This is a genomic window from Pedobacter ginsengisoli (assembly GCF_002736205.1).
Lineage (GTDB): Bacteria > Bacteroidota > Bacteroidia > Sphingobacteriales > Sphingobacteriaceae > Pedobacter > Pedobacter ginsengisoli_A.
In genome coordinates this window covers 3,518,070-3,535,519 of sequence record NZ_CP024091.1, presented here as the reverse complement: position 1 = coordinate 3,535,519, position 17,450 = coordinate 3,518,070, and the positions used below count along the sequence as shown (strand labels likewise).

Annotated in this window: 13 protein-coding genes; 10 read left to right on the top strand and 3 right to left on the bottom strand. The window is 35.7% G+C overall.

Annotated features, from left to right (window positions below):
- Window positions 1–119: 119 nt before the first annotated feature.
- From CPT03_RS14530 to CPT03_RS14505, 7 genes are all read left to right on the top strand, one after another.
- Complete coding sequence (locus CPT03_RS14530; RefSeq protein ID WP_216641553.1) at window positions 120–3,017, top strand: SusC/RagA family TonB-linked outer membrane protein; 2,898 nt, start codon at window positions 120–122, stop codon at window positions 3,015–3,017.
- A gap of 98 nt (window positions 3,018–3,115) precedes the next feature.
- Window positions 3,116–3,475, top strand: coding sequence for a hypothetical protein (locus tag CPT03_RS22985; RefSeq protein WP_216641552.1), 360 nt, complete (start codon window positions 3,116–3,118; stop codon window positions 3,473–3,475).
- 19 nt (window positions 3,476–3,494) lie between these two features.
- Window positions 3,495–5,096 carry a SusD/RagB family nutrient-binding outer membrane lipoprotein gene (locus CPT03_RS14525; protein WP_099439525.1) on the top strand — a complete coding sequence of 534 codons (1,602 nt, stop codon included), beginning with the start codon at window positions 3,495–3,497 and terminating at the stop codon, window positions 5,094–5,096.
- Window positions 5,097–5,153: 57 nt separating this feature from the next.
- On the top strand, window positions 5,154–5,735 hold the full coding sequence (locus tag CPT03_RS14520) for a redoxin domain-containing protein (protein ID WP_099439524.1): 582 nt from the start codon (window positions 5,154–5,156) through the stop codon (window positions 5,733–5,735).
- A 17-nt stretch (window positions 5,736–5,752) separates the two neighbouring features.
- Entirely contained in the window at window positions 5,753–7,069 is a 1,317-nt protein-coding gene (locus tag CPT03_RS14515; RefSeq protein WP_099439523.1) for a calcium-binding protein, read from the top strand.
- A gap of 53 nt (window positions 7,070–7,122) precedes the next feature.
- On the top strand, window positions 7,123–10,473 hold the full coding sequence (locus CPT03_RS14510) for a VCBS repeat-containing protein (RefSeq protein ID WP_099439522.1): 3,351 nt from the start codon (window positions 7,123–7,125) through the stop codon (window positions 10,471–10,473).
- 10 nt (window positions 10,474–10,483) lie between these two features.
- Window positions 10,484–11,797, top strand: coding sequence for a vanadium-dependent haloperoxidase (locus CPT03_RS14505; protein ID WP_099439521.1), 1,314 nt, complete (start codon window positions 10,484–10,486; stop codon window positions 11,795–11,797).
- Between the two features lie 208 nt (window positions 11,798–12,005).
- On the opposite strand, the gene CPT03_RS14500 is transcribed toward CPT03_RS14505, so the two are convergent.
- Complete coding sequence (locus CPT03_RS14500) at window positions 12,006–12,599, bottom strand: hypothetical protein (RefSeq protein ID WP_245869850.1); 594 nt, start codon at window positions 12,597–12,599, stop codon at window positions 12,006–12,008.
- Between the two features lie 294 nt (window positions 12,600–12,893).
- On the opposite strand from CPT03_RS14500, the gene CPT03_RS14495 reads away from it, so the two are divergent.
- Together CPT03_RS14495 and CPT03_RS14490 are read left to right on the top strand one after the other, a co-directional pair.
- Window positions 12,894–13,979, top strand: a complete 1,086-nt coding sequence (locus CPT03_RS14495; protein WP_157766459.1) for a carboxypeptidase-like regulatory domain-containing protein — start codon at window positions 12,894–12,896, stop codon at window positions 13,977–13,979.
- A 187-nt stretch (window positions 13,980–14,166) separates the two neighbouring features.
- Window positions 14,167–14,880, top strand: coding sequence for a hypothetical protein (locus CPT03_RS14490; protein WP_099439518.1), 714 nt, complete (start codon window positions 14,167–14,169; stop codon window positions 14,878–14,880).
- Between the two features lie 121 nt (window positions 14,881–15,001).
- Here the strand turns inward: CPT03_RS14490 and CPT03_RS14485 are convergent, their stop codons facing one another.
- Complete coding sequence (locus tag CPT03_RS14485; RefSeq protein WP_157766458.1) at window positions 15,002–15,280, bottom strand: colicin immunity domain-containing protein; 279 nt, start codon at window positions 15,278–15,280, stop codon at window positions 15,002–15,004.
- A 226-nt stretch (window positions 15,281–15,506) separates the two neighbouring features.
- The gene (locus tag CPT03_RS14475; protein WP_099439515.1) at window positions 15,507–15,785 is read right to left on the bottom strand and encodes a hypothetical protein; all 279 of its coding nucleotides are present in this window, start codon (window positions 15,783–15,785) and stop codon (window positions 15,507–15,509) included.
- Window positions 15,786–16,513: 728 nt separating this feature from the next.
- On the opposite strand from CPT03_RS14475, the gene CPT03_RS14470 reads away from it, so the two are divergent.
- Window positions 16,514–17,446: a carboxypeptidase regulatory-like domain-containing protein gene (locus tag CPT03_RS14470; RefSeq protein WP_099439514.1), complete on the top strand. Its 933-nt coding sequence runs from the start codon at window positions 16,514–16,516 to the stop codon at window positions 17,444–17,446.
- Window positions 17,447–17,450 lie beyond the last annotated feature (4 nt).

Genomic DNA, 17,450 nt, shown 5'->3' with positions numbered 1-17,450 from the left:
AAAATAACCAACTAATGAAAATGTTTAACCAAAATCCATTGTATATGTAGAAATAAAAGACGATTAATTAACTGTCCCTAATTATCCTAAACTAATGTTATACTAAACAAATTAAAATTATGAAAAAAATGTACTTAAAGTGTTTTAGTCTGCTGTTGTTATGTTTTTTAACAATTACAGCTTTTGCACAAAAGAATATTACTGGTACGGTAAAAGACGCGTCTGGTAATCCCATTCCTGGGGTAAGTGTTCTCGAAAAGGGAACTCAAAATGGAACATCAACCAATGCCGAAGGTAAGTTTACGCTTACGGTAAAAGAGGGCGCTAGATTGGTTATTAAATCTATCGGTTTAGTTACTCAGGAAGTTGCGGCTTCATCTGGTCAATCGATTGTAATGGTTGATGATACTGAATCACTTTCTGAGGTTATTGTTACCGGCTTTGGTGTTAAAAAAGAGGTGAAAAGATTAAGCTACTCAGCAACTGCTGTAAGTGGTAATGAATTATCACAAGCAAATAACGCTAACGTGGTAAATTCATTACAAGGTAAAGTAGCGGGTGTGATGATTAATCAAGGCGCCAGTGGTCCTACCTCTTCTTCTAGAATCAGAATAAGGGGAAATTCATCTCTAAGTTCAAATACACAGCCTTTAATTGTTTATGATGGAATATTGATGGAGCCAGGTACTTCCGGAGCAGATTCATGGGGTGATGCTGCGGATTTTGGTAACATCATGAAAAACATTAACTCTGATGATATAGAGAGTATCAGTGTTTTAAAAGGAGCTGCTGCATCGGCTTTGTATGGTTCTAAAGCTGCCGGTGGAGTATTGTTAATTACTTCTAAAAAGGGTAAAACTACCAAAGGTCTGGGTGTAACTGTATCTCAAACTAGCTCTTTTGATAAAGCATATAGATTTGTAGATCTTCAGAATCAATATGGAGGTGGAATTTCACCTGTATTTGCTAAAGATGCAAATGGGGTTGATGTTGTTGATCAATCAGCAGGTTACTATGTAGGTGGTTATTCTTTCGGACCTAAGTTAGATGGTAGAATGGTAAAAGATTTAGATGGAGTAATGAGACCTTGGGTAGCCAATAATCCATTAGACTATTTTAATACCGGTAAGTTTATCAATACAAACGTATCGGTTGAAGGTGCTAACGAAAACACAACTTATCGTTTAGCTTATACTAACTTAGATAACTCAAGTGTTCAACCTGGAAATAGTTTAAAAAGAGATGCGTTTGCACTTAGGGTAACCAAGGAGATTTCAAAATCAATTTCCATTGATGCGAGTGTAAACTACACAATGTCTAATTCATTGAATCCGGCAAGACAAGGAAGTGCTAATAATCCTTTGTTCGCATTTACATACTATAAACCTAGAAACGTTGATTTAAACACTTATATAAATAACAATATCAATCCGGTAAGCGGTGGTGCATTGGGTTCTACTGATAGAAATCGTTATGACCCATATGGAATCGGATCATTTGCTTATGGACTTCAAAATGATAACAGAACCGAAAAGGAAAATAATCTATTAGCAAATATTGATGTAAATATTAAAATCCTTCCTTGGCTTTCGGCTTTGGTAAGAACAAATACCAACTTTTACAACATTGCCTACGAAAGAAAAAATAGAGGAGCTGGTATTGCCTTTGCCGGAGGTGATTACGAAATATCTCAAAATACCAATAAATCATATCGTGTTCAAGGATTGTTAAATGCAACCAAAGAACTTTCAGGTGATTTTGAATTAAATGCTTCATTAGGAGCTGAAACTTATCAGAAAAACCTTGGTAGCTCTGCATTTTATAACAGATCAAATACCAATGGCGGGCTTAAAATCCCTGATGTTTATTCCATCTCAAATTCCATTAACCCAGCATCAACAACTGCTTATCCAAATTTAGGTGAGCGTACAGATGCCGTTTATTTATATGGAGACATTACCTGGAAAAACATGTTAACCTTAAATTTCACTGGAAGAAATGACTGGTCATCAGCACTTACTTACAGAGACGGCCACGGTAACTATTCATACTTTTATCCAAGTGTAGGTTTGTCATGGATATTTACTGAATTACCAGTATTCCAAAATAACTCAATATTATCTTTTGGTAAGTTAAGAGGATCATATTCTTATACAGGATTGTCAGCAAGACCACAACTAACTAATACTGACGGTTACTACAGATTACAAGATGGTACTTTTAGTAATGCTAACGGTGGTAACCAATCGGTTTATGGCTTTAGTGATAATATTCTTAGAAATAACAACTTAAAAAATGAGTTAACTAAGGAGTTCGAAATTGGTACCAATTTAGGATTCTTCAAAAACCGTTTAAATTTTGATGTTGCTTACTATAAGAAAAATTCTTACAATCAAATTTTGAGTTTCTCTTTACCACAGGAATCAGGAGTTAGTTCGCAATCTCTAAATGCGGGTAACATCCAAAATCAAGGTATTGAGGTATTGGTAACCGGTAAGCCAATCGAATCAAGAGATTTTAATTGGAATGCATCAGTTACTTTTACACGTAACAGAAACAAAATATTAGAATTAGCACCTGGTGTTCAAAATTATGACTTGGATCTAGCTTTTGGTAACGATATTACTTCTGTTGCCAGAGTAGGTGAGCAATATGGATCGTTAATTACAGGTTATGGCTATTCATATTATCAAAAGAAAGATGCTAGCGGTAATCCAATTGCCAGCCCAAGTAACGGTAAAAAAGTACTGGGTAACACAGGTTATGGAACCACTGGTGGGTATTATACTTTTGTTAGATCGCAGGATTATGATGGTACCAGAAAAAATTTAGGAACCATGATGGAAAACTATCTTGCCAGTACAAGACAAGATCTTACTTATAAAAACTTTTCTTTAGGTTTTCAAATTGATGCAAAAATCGGAGGTTTAATGGCTTCTGGAACTCATCAATATGGATCAGCTAATGGTTCATTCTCAAATTCACTATTTGGTAGAGATGAAGCTTCAGGGGGGTAAGTTATACTGATGCAAATGGTGTAGTACAACATGATGGTATCATTCCTGACGGAGTTTTAAACGATGGACTAAAAGCGAATGGAGTAGATTTAGGTGGAATGACCTATGCAGATGCAGTTAAACAAGGTTTATTAAAACCAATACCTGCGTATGCGTATTACGAAAACTTAAGTCAATGGTCTAGTGGTATCAGAGAATATTCTGTATTTGAAAATTCTTGGGTAGCACTTCGCGAAGTAACTGTAGGCTACTCAGTACCAAGTAAATATTTAAGTAAATTAAAAATAAATACTTTGAGTCTAAATTTAACAGGTAGAAATATAGCCTATCTATATAAAACAGCTAAGGATGGTGTAAATCCTGAAAGCATTTTTAGCAATAGAGCAGGTGCTTTTGCTGAGTATGGCGGTTTTCCTTTGGTTAGAAGCTTAGGTTTCAACATCAGAGCGTCGTTTTAATTATTTAAATAATACAGATATGAAAATTATAAATAAAGCAAAATATTTTTTCCTGATGGGTTCAACCTTGCTTGCAATGAGCGGTTGTAAAAAGGAAAGCTTTGTAAAGGCAAATTTAAACCCTAATACACTATACGAAGTTAAGCCCGAAGATCAGTTTCTTAGAGCTGCAGTAGGGTCTCAGGATGATTTTGAGTACTTTGCAGATGTGTATCGTGCAGCAAACCTTTGGATGCAATACAGCACGCTAGCCACAGGAAACGGACTGAATTTTAATAATGTCGGTTCACAATTTAATACGCGTTATGGTAAAATATTTTATGGCAGATTAGGCCCGGCTTTAGCCGATGGTATAAAAAACATAGAATCAATGCCTGATGCTGATAAAAATGCAAGGGTACATATGAAAGCAATTTCACAAATACTCTTATCATATTATGCATTTTACGTGAGTGATATCAACGGAAGTATCCCATATACTCAAGCTTTTCAAGCAAGGTATGGTGGCACTACAACCCCAGTTTATGATACTCAGCAACAAGTATTTGCAAAAGTAGATGAAGAACTAAAAGCAGCTGTAACTACTTTGAAAACAGCAACTGCAGGCCAGATCAGTCTTGGTGGAAACGATCCATATTTCAATGGTGATGCTACAAGTTGGGCCAAAGCTGCAAACGCATTACGTTTGAAAATAGCTATTCGTTTAATGAAAGTTGATCCAGCCAAAATGAAATCAATTGCAACAGATGTACTAGCAGATCCAGTACAAATGGCAAACGCAAATGATTCATGGATGCTTAAGGTAGGACCATCATATGCTGACGCAGGCGGAAACTTTAACCCTGGAAATTTTGCAGCAGGTAAACCTGTGTTAGATTTTTTGGTTGCAAAAGGAGATCCTAGATTAGCTATATATTATCGTCCAAATGCAGCAGGAAATTATGTGGGAAGTTTTACCAGTCCAGACGAAGCAAAATTACCAGCAAATGCACCATTATATGCTACTTTAGATAATTTATCTCAGTTGCAACACAGGTTGTTTACACCTAACTATAATGAAAATGATGGCCAGGGTGCCGGTAAAGGTAAAGGATTTTACCCAGTACTTACTTACGCTGAGTATTGCTTTATACGTGCTGATCTTGCAGCCCGCGGTGTGACTACCGATGTTGCCGAAACATGGTATAAAAATGGTGTTTATGGATCTATTCAATTTTACAGCGATAGAGCGGTGGATGCGAATGTAACAGGTTTTACAGCTGTAACTACTGCTGCAATCGATACCTACTATAACAAAGCTGGAGTTAAATTTGATGCGGCAAAAGCTACTGATCAAATCGCTTGTCAGGCTTATTTAGATTTCTTCAGACAACCATTAGAAGCTTGGGCTTGGTGGAAAAGAACTGGTTTCCCTAATACTACAACAGTTTTAGCATGGTCTGAATTAAAGGCTAATGGAACACCACTAACTTTAGCACGTAGAGCAGGTATAGACTTGTTAAATACCACTAACTTAAACTACGCAAATCAGCAAACTGCAATTGCAGAAATGGCTAAAAATCCAGATTTTGGAAGCGGTCCAAATGATGCTTTTGGTCGTGTTTGGTGGGATAAAAAATAATTGTTATATTAAAAAGCCCTTAATAAAACTATTAAGGGCTTTTTTTAATCAAAAGCCATGAAGTTATTTATTGTTCGATTAAGTTTTTTGCTCTCCATAGCCATTTTTCCGGTTTTTATAAAAGCTCAGGAAAAGATGATATCTCCTGCAAAAATAAAGTCGATTAAATTAATTGATTTGAATGGTAAAGCAGGCCAGATTAATTTAAGTACACCAGTAGTCTTTGTGTTTTTAAGTCCAGAATGTCCTTTATGCAAAAATTATCTACCTGGTTTGGTAAAACTTCAAAATGCTAATAAAGGCATCAGTTTTTATGGCATAATTCCCGGCGCCAGTTATTCATTAAAGGAAATAAACGAGCTTAAAAATGAATATGGCATCAACTTCAATCTATTAACAGACAGAGGTAAACAATTATCAAAATATTTAGGGGCAACTACTACGCCTGAAGTTTTTTTAATCAATAAAATGGGGGCAATAACCTATAACGGCCTAATTGATAACTGGGCTTCATCGCTCGGACAAAAGCGGTTGGTGATTACCGAAAAATATCTGGAGCAAGCCATAAAGGACTTGTCAGATGGTAAACAAACATTTAAAAAAACTATTCCTGTTGGATGCCTAATTAACGATATATAATGTGTTCAAGATCTTTAATGCTATCAAAAATTTTCACCATTGCAATTGGCGTATTCATTTGTACAAATAATGTAAATGCCCAAAAAATAACTTATTATAAAGATGTTGCACCCATTATTCAAAATAAGTGTCAGTCCTGCCATAGGCCCGGAGAGTCAGCTCCATTTTCTTTATTAACCTACGAAGATGTTGCAAAAAGAGCCTCTTTTATTAAAAAGGTAACACAATCGGGTTATATGCCACCTTGGAAACCGGATAACCATTACAGATTATTTAAGAATGACAGATCATTAACGAATGAAGAAAAACTTACTATAGCCAAATGGGTTGACGACAAAATGCCTATGGGCAATATGAGTAAAGCACCAAAAGAAGGTGTTAAAACTTATATTGAAGGCACTCAGTATTCCAGGAAACCTGATCTTGTTTTGCAAACAATTAAACCATTTAAAGTTATTGGCGATAATAAAGAACGGTTTATTGTTTTTAAAATCCCTTTTGATATTGGCACTGAAAATAATGTAGAAGCAATGGAGTTCTTTTCATCCAATAAAAAAGTAATACATCACGCCAACTTTGCAATTCACCCTGTAGCAGATGATATTGATATTAAACAGGGTGCCGATTATTTAAATTTAACGGAAGATGACAGGACCAAATACTCACAGTATTTTCCGTTTAAAAAAACAATGACCTATTACGGAGGATGGATACCGGGAACATCTTATGAATCTTATCCCAATAATTTTGGATGGGTTATGCCTAAACGGGGCGTTATATTATTAACCGTACATTTTGCCCCGGTTTCCAAAGATGAAGACATTGTTTCTGGAGTAAATTTCTTTTTCAAAAAAACACCAATTGAACGAAAAGTAGAAGTAATTAGCTTAGGCTCTGCAGGCGTAGGCGAAAGCTCTATCGAACCATATTTTTTCATTCCTGCTGATTCAGTAAGAAAGTTTGAATTAAAAATTACCACGCCTCAAGATCAATCCTTATTATACATCTGGCCACATATGCATTACCTGGGTAAGATATTTAAATCATATGCAGTAACACCAGAAAAAGATACTATACAGCTCGTTTCAATCCCATCCTGGGATTTTAGATGGCAAGAAATTTATCAGTTTAAGAGTTTAGTGAAAATCCCCAAAGGCTCTGTGTTAACAATAGAGGGTACTTACGATAATACAAAGAGTAACCCCAACAATCCCAGTAATCCACCCCGAAATGTTTATTCGGCCAATGATATGAAATCTACCGATGAGATGATGACTATGTTGCTTGTGTTTTTGCCCTATAAAGAAAACGACGAAAAGATAGAATTGAAGTAAAGGCTTATCGCTTCCAACAAATTAGATATTAGCTTGATTTAATTAAAAGTACCATGAAAATAAGGATATGGCTATCAGCACTTTTTTTCTCAGCGCTAGCTGCGGTTGGCAACAAAGCTAATGGGCAACAGTCTTTATTTACTTTATTGCCTGCAAAAGAAACAAATATCAGTTTTGTAAATAAAGTAATTGAAACGGATTCGTTACATGTTATGAACTATGAGTATTTGTATAACGGATCCGGGGTTGGAGTAGCTGATTTTAATGGTGATGGTTTACCCGACATATTTTTTTCAGCAAATTCTGGAGATTATAAATTATACCTTAATAAGGGTAATTTGAAGTTTGAAGATATTACCAATAAAGCAGGTGTAAGAGGGAATGGTACATGGGCAACAGGGGTAAGTATTGCCGATGTAAACGGAGATGGTTTGCCGGATATATATGTTTGTCATTCCGGGAAATTTCGTGATGATAAACTCAAAAATGAACTGTTTATAAATCAGGGAATAAAAGGCGGCATACCTGTTTTTAAAAACATGGCCGAAGCTTATGGTCTTGATGCAGTAGGAACTCAATCTACGCAGGCAGTTTTTTTTGATTACGACAATGATGGCGATTTAGACATGTTCTTACTAAATCATTCTAATCAAACTTATAAACCGTTCTTAAATACCAAAAAGGTACGATCTACCCCAAATATGAAATATGGGAACCGTTTATTTAGAAATGATTCAAAAAATAATCAACCACATTTTGTTGATGTAACCTTAACCTCGGGCATTGTAAACAATGCTTTAAATTTTGGACTAAGCGTAGCTGTAAGCGATTTGAATAATGACGGCTGGCCTGATATTTATACTTCAAGTGATTACACCGAACAAGATTGCCTTTACATTAATAACAAAAACGGGACTTTTTCTGAAAGTATCAGGAAATCAATAAAGCACATCTCAAAATATTCAATGGGTTCAGACATTGCCGACTATAACAATGACGGTAGACCTGATATCATTACCCTGGATATGCTGCCAGAGAATAACCGCAGACAAAAACTGCTTAAAGGCCCTGATGAATATGATCAATATCATCTATTACTTGACAGTGGCTATTATAACCAGCAAATGAGAAATATGTTACATTTAAATGAAGGTGTAGCAGCCGATGGTAGCCTTCGTTTTAGTGAAATAGGTCAGTTGGCAGGTGTCTCTAATACTGATTGGAGTTGGGCTTCTCTATTTGCTGATTTTGATAATGATGGCTGGAAAGATTTATTTATATCTAATGGCTATTTAAGAGATTTTACTGATATGGATTTCTTAAAGTATACCGTTGCCAATGCACAAAAAGAATCACTTAAACAGGGAAATTTAAACTTTCAAACATTTGATCTGGTAAAAAAAATGCCCTCAAATAAAATCTCTAATTATATTTTTTCCAACAATCATGATTTAACTTTTACCAACAAAACAGCAGAGTGGGGCGTTTCTGAGCCTTCCGTTTCAAATGGTGCCGCCTATGCCGATTTAGATAACGACGGTGATCTGGACTTAATTGTTTGCAACATAAATTCACCTGTAATGGTGTATAGGAATAATTCAGAATTGCTAAAATCGAACTATTTAAAAGTTAATCTTATCGGCACCGGGTTAAACACCGCAGCTATAGGTGCTAAAATTTATGTTAAAACAAACGATAATCTGCAGTTTCAGGAAAAGTATGTAGTACGTGGTTATCAATCCAGTGTAAGTCAAACAAATTGTTTTGGTTTGGGTAAAAACACTAAAATAGATTATGTTAAAGTAATTTGGCCAGATGGTAAAGAGAGTCTTGTTGAAAATGTACAATCGAACCAGACATTAACAATTAATCAGAAAGAGGCAGGAACCAAAAAAGAAAATACCATTAAAACAAAACCTCTATTTGTAGATAATACGTTAGAATCGGGGTTAAAGTTTAAACATAACGAAAATGATTTTATAGACTTTAAAGTCGAAACGCTTTTACCTTATCAGCTATCAAAATTCGGCCCGGCGTCAGCTACTGCCGATATTAACAAAGATGGAATAGACGACATTTTTATAGGAGGGGCAATTGGGCAGGCGGGTCAATTATTCTTAGGTAATAAAGAAGGAACCTATAGTCTCTCATCAAGTCAGCCTTGGGATGAGGACAAAGCCAGTGAAGATGTGAATGCAGTTTTCTTTGATGCAAATGGCGATGGGGCCCCAGATTTATGGGTAGTAAGCGGTGGGAACGAATACGATGAGAATTCACCTGAATATCAGGATCGATTATATCTAAATGATGGGAAAGGCATTTTTCATAAAGCCAAAGATGCATTGCCAAAAATGTGGGGTAGCAAACAGGCCATTAGTGTTGCCGACTTTGATAAAGATGGCGATTTAGATGTTTTTGTTGGCGGAATGAGTAAGCCCGGCTCTTTCCCGTTATGCAGTAAAAGTTATTTGTTGCGTAATGAATCTAAGGGAGGAGAAGTAAAGTTTATCGATGTTACCAACCAACTTTCTCCTGATTTAGAGAACGCTGGTATGGTTGTTTCAGCTTGTTGGCAGGATTTAAATAAAGATGGCTATCCGGAATTGTTAATAGGGGGAGATTGGATGCCTCTAAAAAAATTCAGTAATGACAAAGGAGTTTTAAGATATGACAAAGACTCTGGTTTAGAAAATTCAGACGGCATGTGGAGTAAAATTGTGCCTATGGATGTGAATAATGATGGGGCAATTGATTTTGTAGCAGGTAACTGTGGTTTAAATAATCAATTTAAAGTGAGTGGTAAGCAACCAATGACCATTTTTGCTTCAGATTTTAATAATGATGGCGTGTTAGATCCAATTATGTGTTATTACATTCAGGGAGAAAACTATCCAATGGCATCCAGAGATGAACTGCTTGATCAGATGGTTCAATTAAAAAAGCGATTTTTAAATTACAGCTCCTACTCTGATATAACAATAGATAAGCTGTATACGCCAGAGCAGTTGAGCAAAAGTCAGCAATTTTACTGTAAAGAGCTCGAAACATCAATTTTATTAAATGATGGAACCGGAAAATTTACCATTAAAAAACTTCCAATCGAAGCGCAATTTTCAAGAGCATGGGGCATCGTTATAGATGATTTCAATAAGGACGGAAAAGAGGATATCCTTTTATCCGGAAATTTTTATCCCTATCGGGTTCAGCTTGGTCAGGTAGATGCCAGTTTAGGTTTACTTTTAATTGGAGATGGCAAAGGCAATTTTAAACCAGTTGCTCCATACGATTCGGGATTATATATTGATGGCGACGTTAGAAATATGATTGAGATTAAAGGAGATACCAAAAAAATTATTGTTGTTAAAAATAATGATAACGTTCAGCTTTTAAAGGCTGCCAATTAAAACGAACATCATGAAACTATATTTGTTTTTATTTATTTTCTGCATTTCCACCTGCGCCAATGCACAATGGCGCAAGAACGAAAATGATGCATTTCCTTTGCATAGATCGCAGAAAGCACTTTCAGATATTATTGTAAGCGATATATTTTCTCCGCCAGTTGCGAGCAGAATATTTGTTTATGCAAATATTGCCGCATACGAAATTCAGGTAAAGAATAATAACCAGTTTCAATCCTTAAAAGGACAATTGAATGGCTTTAATGGAATTCCAAATGCCGACAAAAAACAAATTAGCTATTCAGTAGCAGCTACCTACGCATATTGGCAGGTTGCAAAACGGCTTGTATTTGCCGATCAGGTAGCTTTAGATAGTTTAAACAGTATCCTCTCGTGGTATAAAATAAAAGGATATCCTGATACCTTAATTCAAAACTCAATTTTATATGGTAAAAAGGTGTCAGATTCTGTTTTAAAATGGGTAGATCAGGATCAGTATAAAGAAACACGTAAATTACGACGTTATACCATTGTCAAAGCAGAGGGTAATTGGGCACCAACTCCCCCCGGTTATATGGCAGCTGTTGAGCCCTATTGGAATAAAATAAGGCCATTGTGTATGAAAACTGCAGATCAATTTAAACCCTCACCGCCTCCCACTTATAATAAGGATAAGAAGAGTGAGTTTTACATGGATGCAAATGAGGTTTATCTGATCGGTAAAAACCTAAGTAAGGAACAATTGGATGTTGCTAAATTTTGGGATTGTAATCCTTTCTTTTTGAATGTAAATGGGCATATGAATTATGCTACAAAAAAAATATCACCCGGTGCACATTGGATTTCTATTGCTGGTATTGCCTGCAAAATGAAAAACTTTAATTATGCTCAAAGTTGCTTTGCATATACATCCACCTGCATTGCGCTATTTGATGCATTTATTAGTTGCTGGGACGAAAAATACAGGAGCAATTATATCCGGCCAGAAACATTCATAAACTCTAATATGGATGAAAATTGGCAACCAATTTTGCAAACACCTCCATTCCCGGAATACCCTAGCGGACATAGTGTTGCATCAACATCTGCTGCCTATGTTTTAACTAAAATATTTGGAGACAATTTTAAGTTTCAAGACGATACAGAGGTCGATTTTGGACTGCCAATAAGAGGTTTCACTTCCTTTGATCAGGCCGCTAAAGAAGCAGCCATTAGTAGGCTTTATGGAGGTATCCATTATAGACCGGCTATTGAAAATGGCCAAATTCAAGGAAGAAGTATTGGTGAATATCAAATGGAAAATGTTAAAATGAAAAAATCCATGTAGCCGAGTTCTTCTTCCTTCATCGTTGATAGTATCATATGATACTATCAACGATAATCAGATTTTATAATTTTCATATTGAGTTGGTGTTGTTTCTAATTATCAAGGTAGCAACATATGGGAGTGTTGATCCAGGTTATTAACCTGCTGTTAACAACCTGGACTTTTGAAAAGTAAAAATGAGTCAAGTAGAATATCCCTTAAGATCTTTTTACTTGGTGTAGGGAAAATTCCTGGATACTTTCCTCATCATTCGATCAATAAGTTCGTCACTGGAACTAAACACGCCATCATTCATGCTTTTAAAAAATCTCCAAATAAGATCGCCATTGCTGCCCTCGTTAATAGTCATTGTTAGTGCGCCAGAGCCGGTTTTGCTGCCCAGTCCGCCAAACAACACGGTAGTAACAATTGCGCCAGCCTCAGATCTCGACTGCTCGTTTTCATATTTTCCAGAGATTACGGCATCAACCCCAAGCGCTTTTGCAATTTCATCTTTTGTCAATAGGTCCAGGGAATCTGTTAAGCCCTTTTTCTTAAGCAGGATGTTCGTTTTTTCAACATCCTGAAATTCTACTGTGTAGTTTTGGGCTTTGCGAAGCAGAAAAGTATACATGCTCGATTGGATGGAGGCTGCCATCGTTTTTTCTTTCTGCTTGTTTGCGTCTAAGTCGAAATTTTTCGGCTGTTTTTTGTAGGATAGGGTAACTTGAAAAGGCAAAATCGCCACTAACTTGTGGCTTTTTACTACATCTTTTAGTTTTGGGCTCTCAAATACTTGTTTGGCATTTTCATACTGTGCCATAACAAACAGATTAGAACAAAGGAGAGTTAATAAGATAAGCGTTTTTTTCATTTTTTGATATCGTTAAATTTACTGCAATGATAGTTAATTTAGGAGTTAGTATATGAAATATTTTTTACTAAATATTTTAAAAATTGGGGGTCAGGTTTCAGTAGTTATTTATGAGATTAAAGTGTATATTGTTGATGGTTAAATTCTTACGTAATGTTGTTGCTGAATTTCTACCTGAGGATATTTTTGATAACACTGTTTACCTCTTTTAACTGCTCCATGGTGTTCTCCCAGCAATCTACCATGGAAATAACAGGAAAGGTAATTGATGCTCAGAGTAATCAGCCGCTTTCTGGGGCGACGGTATATCTTGACCATACCACTAAAGCTACGATTAGTTCTGATAGTGGAAGCTTTGTGCTAAAAAATATTCCATCAGGAAATTATAAGTTAATTGTATCCTATATTGGCTATAATTCAGCGTTTGCTGACTTGAGCGAAAATAATATACCCAATTTAATTGTTGAGCTTACTCCTGGAGTGAAATTACTTGATGAAGTGGCGATAACAGCAAATCCAAATTGGCAGGAATATTTTCTGCTTTTTAAAATGTTTTTCTTGGGAAAAGGGGGGCAGTACTGCACAATCAAAAATCCTAAAACACTGTCTTTTGATCATAATGACACTTCCTATGTTTTAACTGCACAAGCGGGAAAGCCCCTAATTATTGAAAATCAGGCGTTGGGGTATAGGATATATTATGAGTTAAATTCTTTTGTTCACTATGCCGGCCGAACCTCGTATTCTGGTTATACCCGTTTTGAGGAAATGACCGCTGCAAATAGCAAGGAACAAAAGAAATGGAAATCCAACAGAGAGAAAGCATATTTAGGTTCTTCAGTACATTTTATGCGCTCGCTGGTAAATAAAACCTCAAAAGAAGAAGGGTTTGTGATGAAAAAACTAGTCAAAGCTAATTTACGAAAATCAGAGGAAAACGAGTTCAAATCAACTGATACCATAGTCACTATGCAATGGAATGGAAGAAATTATTTTGCCAAAGATACAACGGTTCTCTCAGGAGCAGGCAGTTTAATAAGTAGAAGTAAAGTGGGATATGATTTGCTTTATCCTGAAGAGTTGCCGTATGATAGTGTTGTGACCGCTAATCTCAATGGCAACTACAAACTTTCTTTCAACAATTCCCTATTTGTTATTTACAAGAAGAAAAAAAATGTAACATCTATTTTAACAATGTTAACTCCTGAAACTTTTGTGGATACTCATGGAAACTTGGCAAACCCGCAAGCCGTACTACATGAGGGTTACTGGGCTACTTTACGTATTGCTGATCAATTACCCTTTGATTATTTGCCAGATAAGGATTGATTAGATAAATGACTTTATGTTTTAGATTACCAGTTAGGAACTGTAGGATTGAAAATCACAGAATGTGATATCCAATAAAGTGAAAATGAATTTATGCAAGGCAAATAACAATAGAAATGAATTTTAAGAAGAATAAAGTAAATTGCTGATAGTTATAACGGAGTAAATTTAAAATGTATAACTCTTTATGAAATCAGATCTTGAAGAATTAATTGAGGCTTATGAATTGGAGAAGGCTGAACTTGAAAAACAGATTTCCAGTTATATTGAAGATGAAGACTACATTTATGCTCATTACCACGGTAAGGCATTAAGAAAAATTAATGGCACACTCGATATTCTTAAAAGCATACAAAATCCATTTTACAGGAGTATCTCGGATGAGCAACGCAAAGCCAAGAACATGAAAAGGATGATGGTTAGTGAAGAGTACAAAAAGTATTTTGATCGATTAGGAACGGATTTTTTTGCAGATCAGCTTCGTGAAGGAGAAAATAAAATCAATGAATGGCAGCGAGCTGTTGTAAGTCAAAAATACGATAGTCAGGAGATTGATAATGCAATGTTTGACTTGGTTAAAGGGGTACTGAGTGGTTTCAAACTGTATTTTAAATCCAAGCCAGATACCTTTGCTAAATTTATATTGAAAGGCAGCACCATTGAAATTACCTTACTGTTCGATGCTGATCCCGAATACTATTGCAATTACCAAAGCATTTTTTGGAATGTTAAAGGGATTAGCGCTCTGGGGTTCATTCTTGAAAATGAGCAATGGGTATACCACTATCATTTTGATCAGTTCAAAGATGCATTGGAGATCAAAACCCTGCTTGCCCGTTTAATTTATGATGTGTTCAATTACGACCACAGATTTGATTCAGCAAGAATAATATACGATTAGTCTATTAATTTTATCCTGAACATCTATAAAATTAGTTCCATTTCGCCAATTTTCCTTTATCGTTAATAGTGCTCAGAAGATTATGGAATGGTTTGGGGGTTGATTATTTGATTTTATCCAGTTAATTTTTTAAAGCCTCTTGTGCTTTAATCCTTACTTCGGCTTCATTGAAACTGATCAAGTTAACATTAATAAAATCGTTGCGGTCATATAAATAATCCAGTGAGTAATCCCTAACGTCAAGAAAAAGCGCATCTAAGACTTGTGCAATTTTCTCATCAAATATTCTTGAATTCCAATACTCATCGCCTGCTTTAATTTGCATAAATTGGGTTTCAAACTCAGAGACTTCAATTTTTGCAGTACACAATAGAGAGAGCAGATATATATACTTCTGCAAGTGTATTTTTGTCTAATAACTTTATATCGGTTACCATAAAATATGTGCTAGCTATTTATGTCTTTTATAATCAAGTAGTTCTTGTTGCCTCTTTGTTCTACTGCTAATGCACAATAAGGAAATTCCATATGGAGGTTTTGCTGCATAATGGTATAAAAAGCATCTATTTGCTGTTGGGGTACAAATAGTTTATAGCACCTCATCTCCTGTAGTTTTTTAGGTTCCGCTACATCAATAATAACCTGCATAGAACCAATTGTGTTCCTGCGCCATATGCTATGGAAAAAAGCTGCTGAACGGTATAATTACGAACTACAATTGTCTTGCCTCTATTGGCTATTTCCTTTTTAATCCTGAAACCAGGTTTGCAGCTAGTTTTAAAACCGGTGAAACCATATTGATATAACTGTAATTGATTTTGTGCTGATGATTTTTCTTTGAGTTGCGCATAACTAAAGTTTAAACAAATGGTAGCCATTACAAATTTTAGTTTAGTTGTTTTCATGCGGGTAATATTTTTTAGTCTTTTAGTATTGAGTAATTAGTACTTAGATTTTTATTAGTCTACAAGGCAATTTTTACATGCCATTTATACAATTCGCAATTGTATAAGCAATGCATAATAATTGGGTAACGATTGGTTAAACATTGTATAAACCCCCAGGTTTCTTACAAAAATTTCTAAATTATGCTCAACCTGGTGGGCAAAGAATTAGCGCGCAAAGAATTGTTATAAGTACTTCCATAGTTAATGATCAGGGCAGATATTATATGGAATCTGGTAAGGGGGATAGTAAAATATAAAACCTCTTTAGCACAAAAAGCGTGGAACCCCACTTACCGATTCAGAGGTCCTAGGAGACCACACAACGAATAAGCTGCGTGAGCACTTTTCACTTATTCTCTCGTTGCGATTGAAATTTCCTAGGTTTCTGAATCGAGATTCTAAAGTGTTAAATGCCTCAAATATTTTGAAGATTTGGCAAAAACATAATATTTAGCTTTTACATATCTTTTTTGTTTCATCAAATATACTAAGGCGCTGTTCAAGGAACAATAGTTTCTATAAAATTAATTTTAATAATTAATTTTAAAATTTTGAGCAAAAAATCAAGATTTTGGAGGTAAAATTATTTGAAACGTACTCAAGCCAAGGAAATATGCTAAACCACAAAAAAAAACTATCTTGAGTTAGTTTTAAAACGATTAACCAAATAACCGCATAACGCTCTCATGAAGAATATCTTATTGCTGTTCCTTTTGTTTTTTTGTACAACTTTAGTATCCAATGCCCAAAACAATGCTTCTATTAAAGGCACAATCATTGACTCGGCCACTAGCTCTCCGCTAGGTTATTCAACAGTAGCAGTGGTTAATGCGCGCGACACATCACTTGTGTCATATACGGTAACAAAAGATGATGGAACATTTCAACTGTTGCGCCTGCCAACAACAAGGTCATTAAAACTAATTGTTTCCTATGTAGGATACGAATCATACAGGCAAGTGATAGCCTTAAAGACTGGGATGCTTGATCTTGGAACCCTTAAATTGACAGGTAAAAGCCTTGGGGAAATTGTGATAACAGGAGAACAGTCGCCGGTAGTAATGAAGAAGGATACCATAGAGTTCAATGCTGAGGCATTTAAAACACGCCCAAATGCTTTAGTAGAAGAATTGTTAAGACTGCTTCCTGGAGTTCAGATAAATGAGAATGGTGAGGTATTGGTTAACGGAAAGGGCACCAGCAGAATACTAATTGATGGTAAGGAATTTTTTGGTACCAACCAGCTCATTGCTTTAAGAAATTTAGACGCCGAGATGATCGATAAGATTCAGGTTTATCTGGACCGGGAAAACGATCCTGACCGTAAAATAAATGAGACCAATTTGCAAAACGTGATCAACCTGAAACTAAAAAGTGCCGTTAAAAAAAGTACCCTTGGCAAGTTTATGGGTGGAATTGGTTCCAGAGAGCGATATGAAGCAAGCGGTATTGTAAGCAGTTTTCGGGATACATTACAGTTTAGCTTGATGGGAGCGGCAAATAACCTTAATAGCACAGGGTTTAGTTATAATGACCTTCAGAGTATGGGTGGGTTCAACCGATCTGGCAGTGATCAGGTAGATTATGGCAACTTTGGGGGCGCCAATCTGGTGGGCTAGTTAA

Coding starts and splice junctions, on each gene's coding strand:
- CPT03_RS14530 (WP_216641553.1), top strand. CDS start 120: ATGAAAAAAATGTACTTAAAGTGTTTTAGTCTGCTGTTGTTATGTTTT.
- CPT03_RS22985 (WP_216641552.1), top strand. CDS start 3,116: ATGACCTATGCAGATGCAGTTAAACAAGGTTTATTAAAACCAATACCT.
- CPT03_RS14525 (WP_099439525.1), top strand. CDS start 3,495: ATGAAAATTATAAATAAAGCAAAATATTTTTTCCTGATGGGTTCAACC.
- CPT03_RS14520 (WP_099439524.1), top strand. CDS start 5,154: ATGAAGTTATTTATTGTTCGATTAAGTTTTTTGCTCTCCATAGCCATT.
- CPT03_RS14515 (WP_099439523.1), top strand. CDS start 5,753: ATGCTATCAAAAATTTTCACCATTGCAATTGGCGTATTCATTTGTACA.
- CPT03_RS14510 (WP_099439522.1), top strand. CDS start 7,123: ATGAAAATAAGGATATGGCTATCAGCACTTTTTTTCTCAGCGCTAGCT.
- CPT03_RS14505 (WP_099439521.1), top strand. CDS start 10,484: ATGAAACTATATTTGTTTTTATTTATTTTCTGCATTTCCACCTGCGCC.
- CPT03_RS14500 (WP_245869850.1), bottom strand. CDS start 12,599: ATGGCACAGTATGAAAATGCCAAACAAGTATTTGAGAGCCCAAAACTA.
- CPT03_RS14495 (WP_157766459.1), top strand. CDS start 12,894: ATGGAAATAACAGGAAAGGTAATTGATGCTCAGAGTAATCAGCCGCTT.
- CPT03_RS14490 (WP_099439518.1), top strand. CDS start 14,167: ATGAAATCAGATCTTGAAGAATTAATTGAGGCTTATGAATTGGAGAAG.
- CPT03_RS14475 (WP_099439515.1), bottom strand. CDS start 15,785: ATGAAAACAACTAAACTAAAATTTGTAATGGCTACCATTTGTTTAAAC.
- CPT03_RS14470 (WP_099439514.1), top strand. CDS start 16,514: ATGAAGAATATCTTATTGCTGTTCCTTTTGTTTTTTTGTACAACTTTA.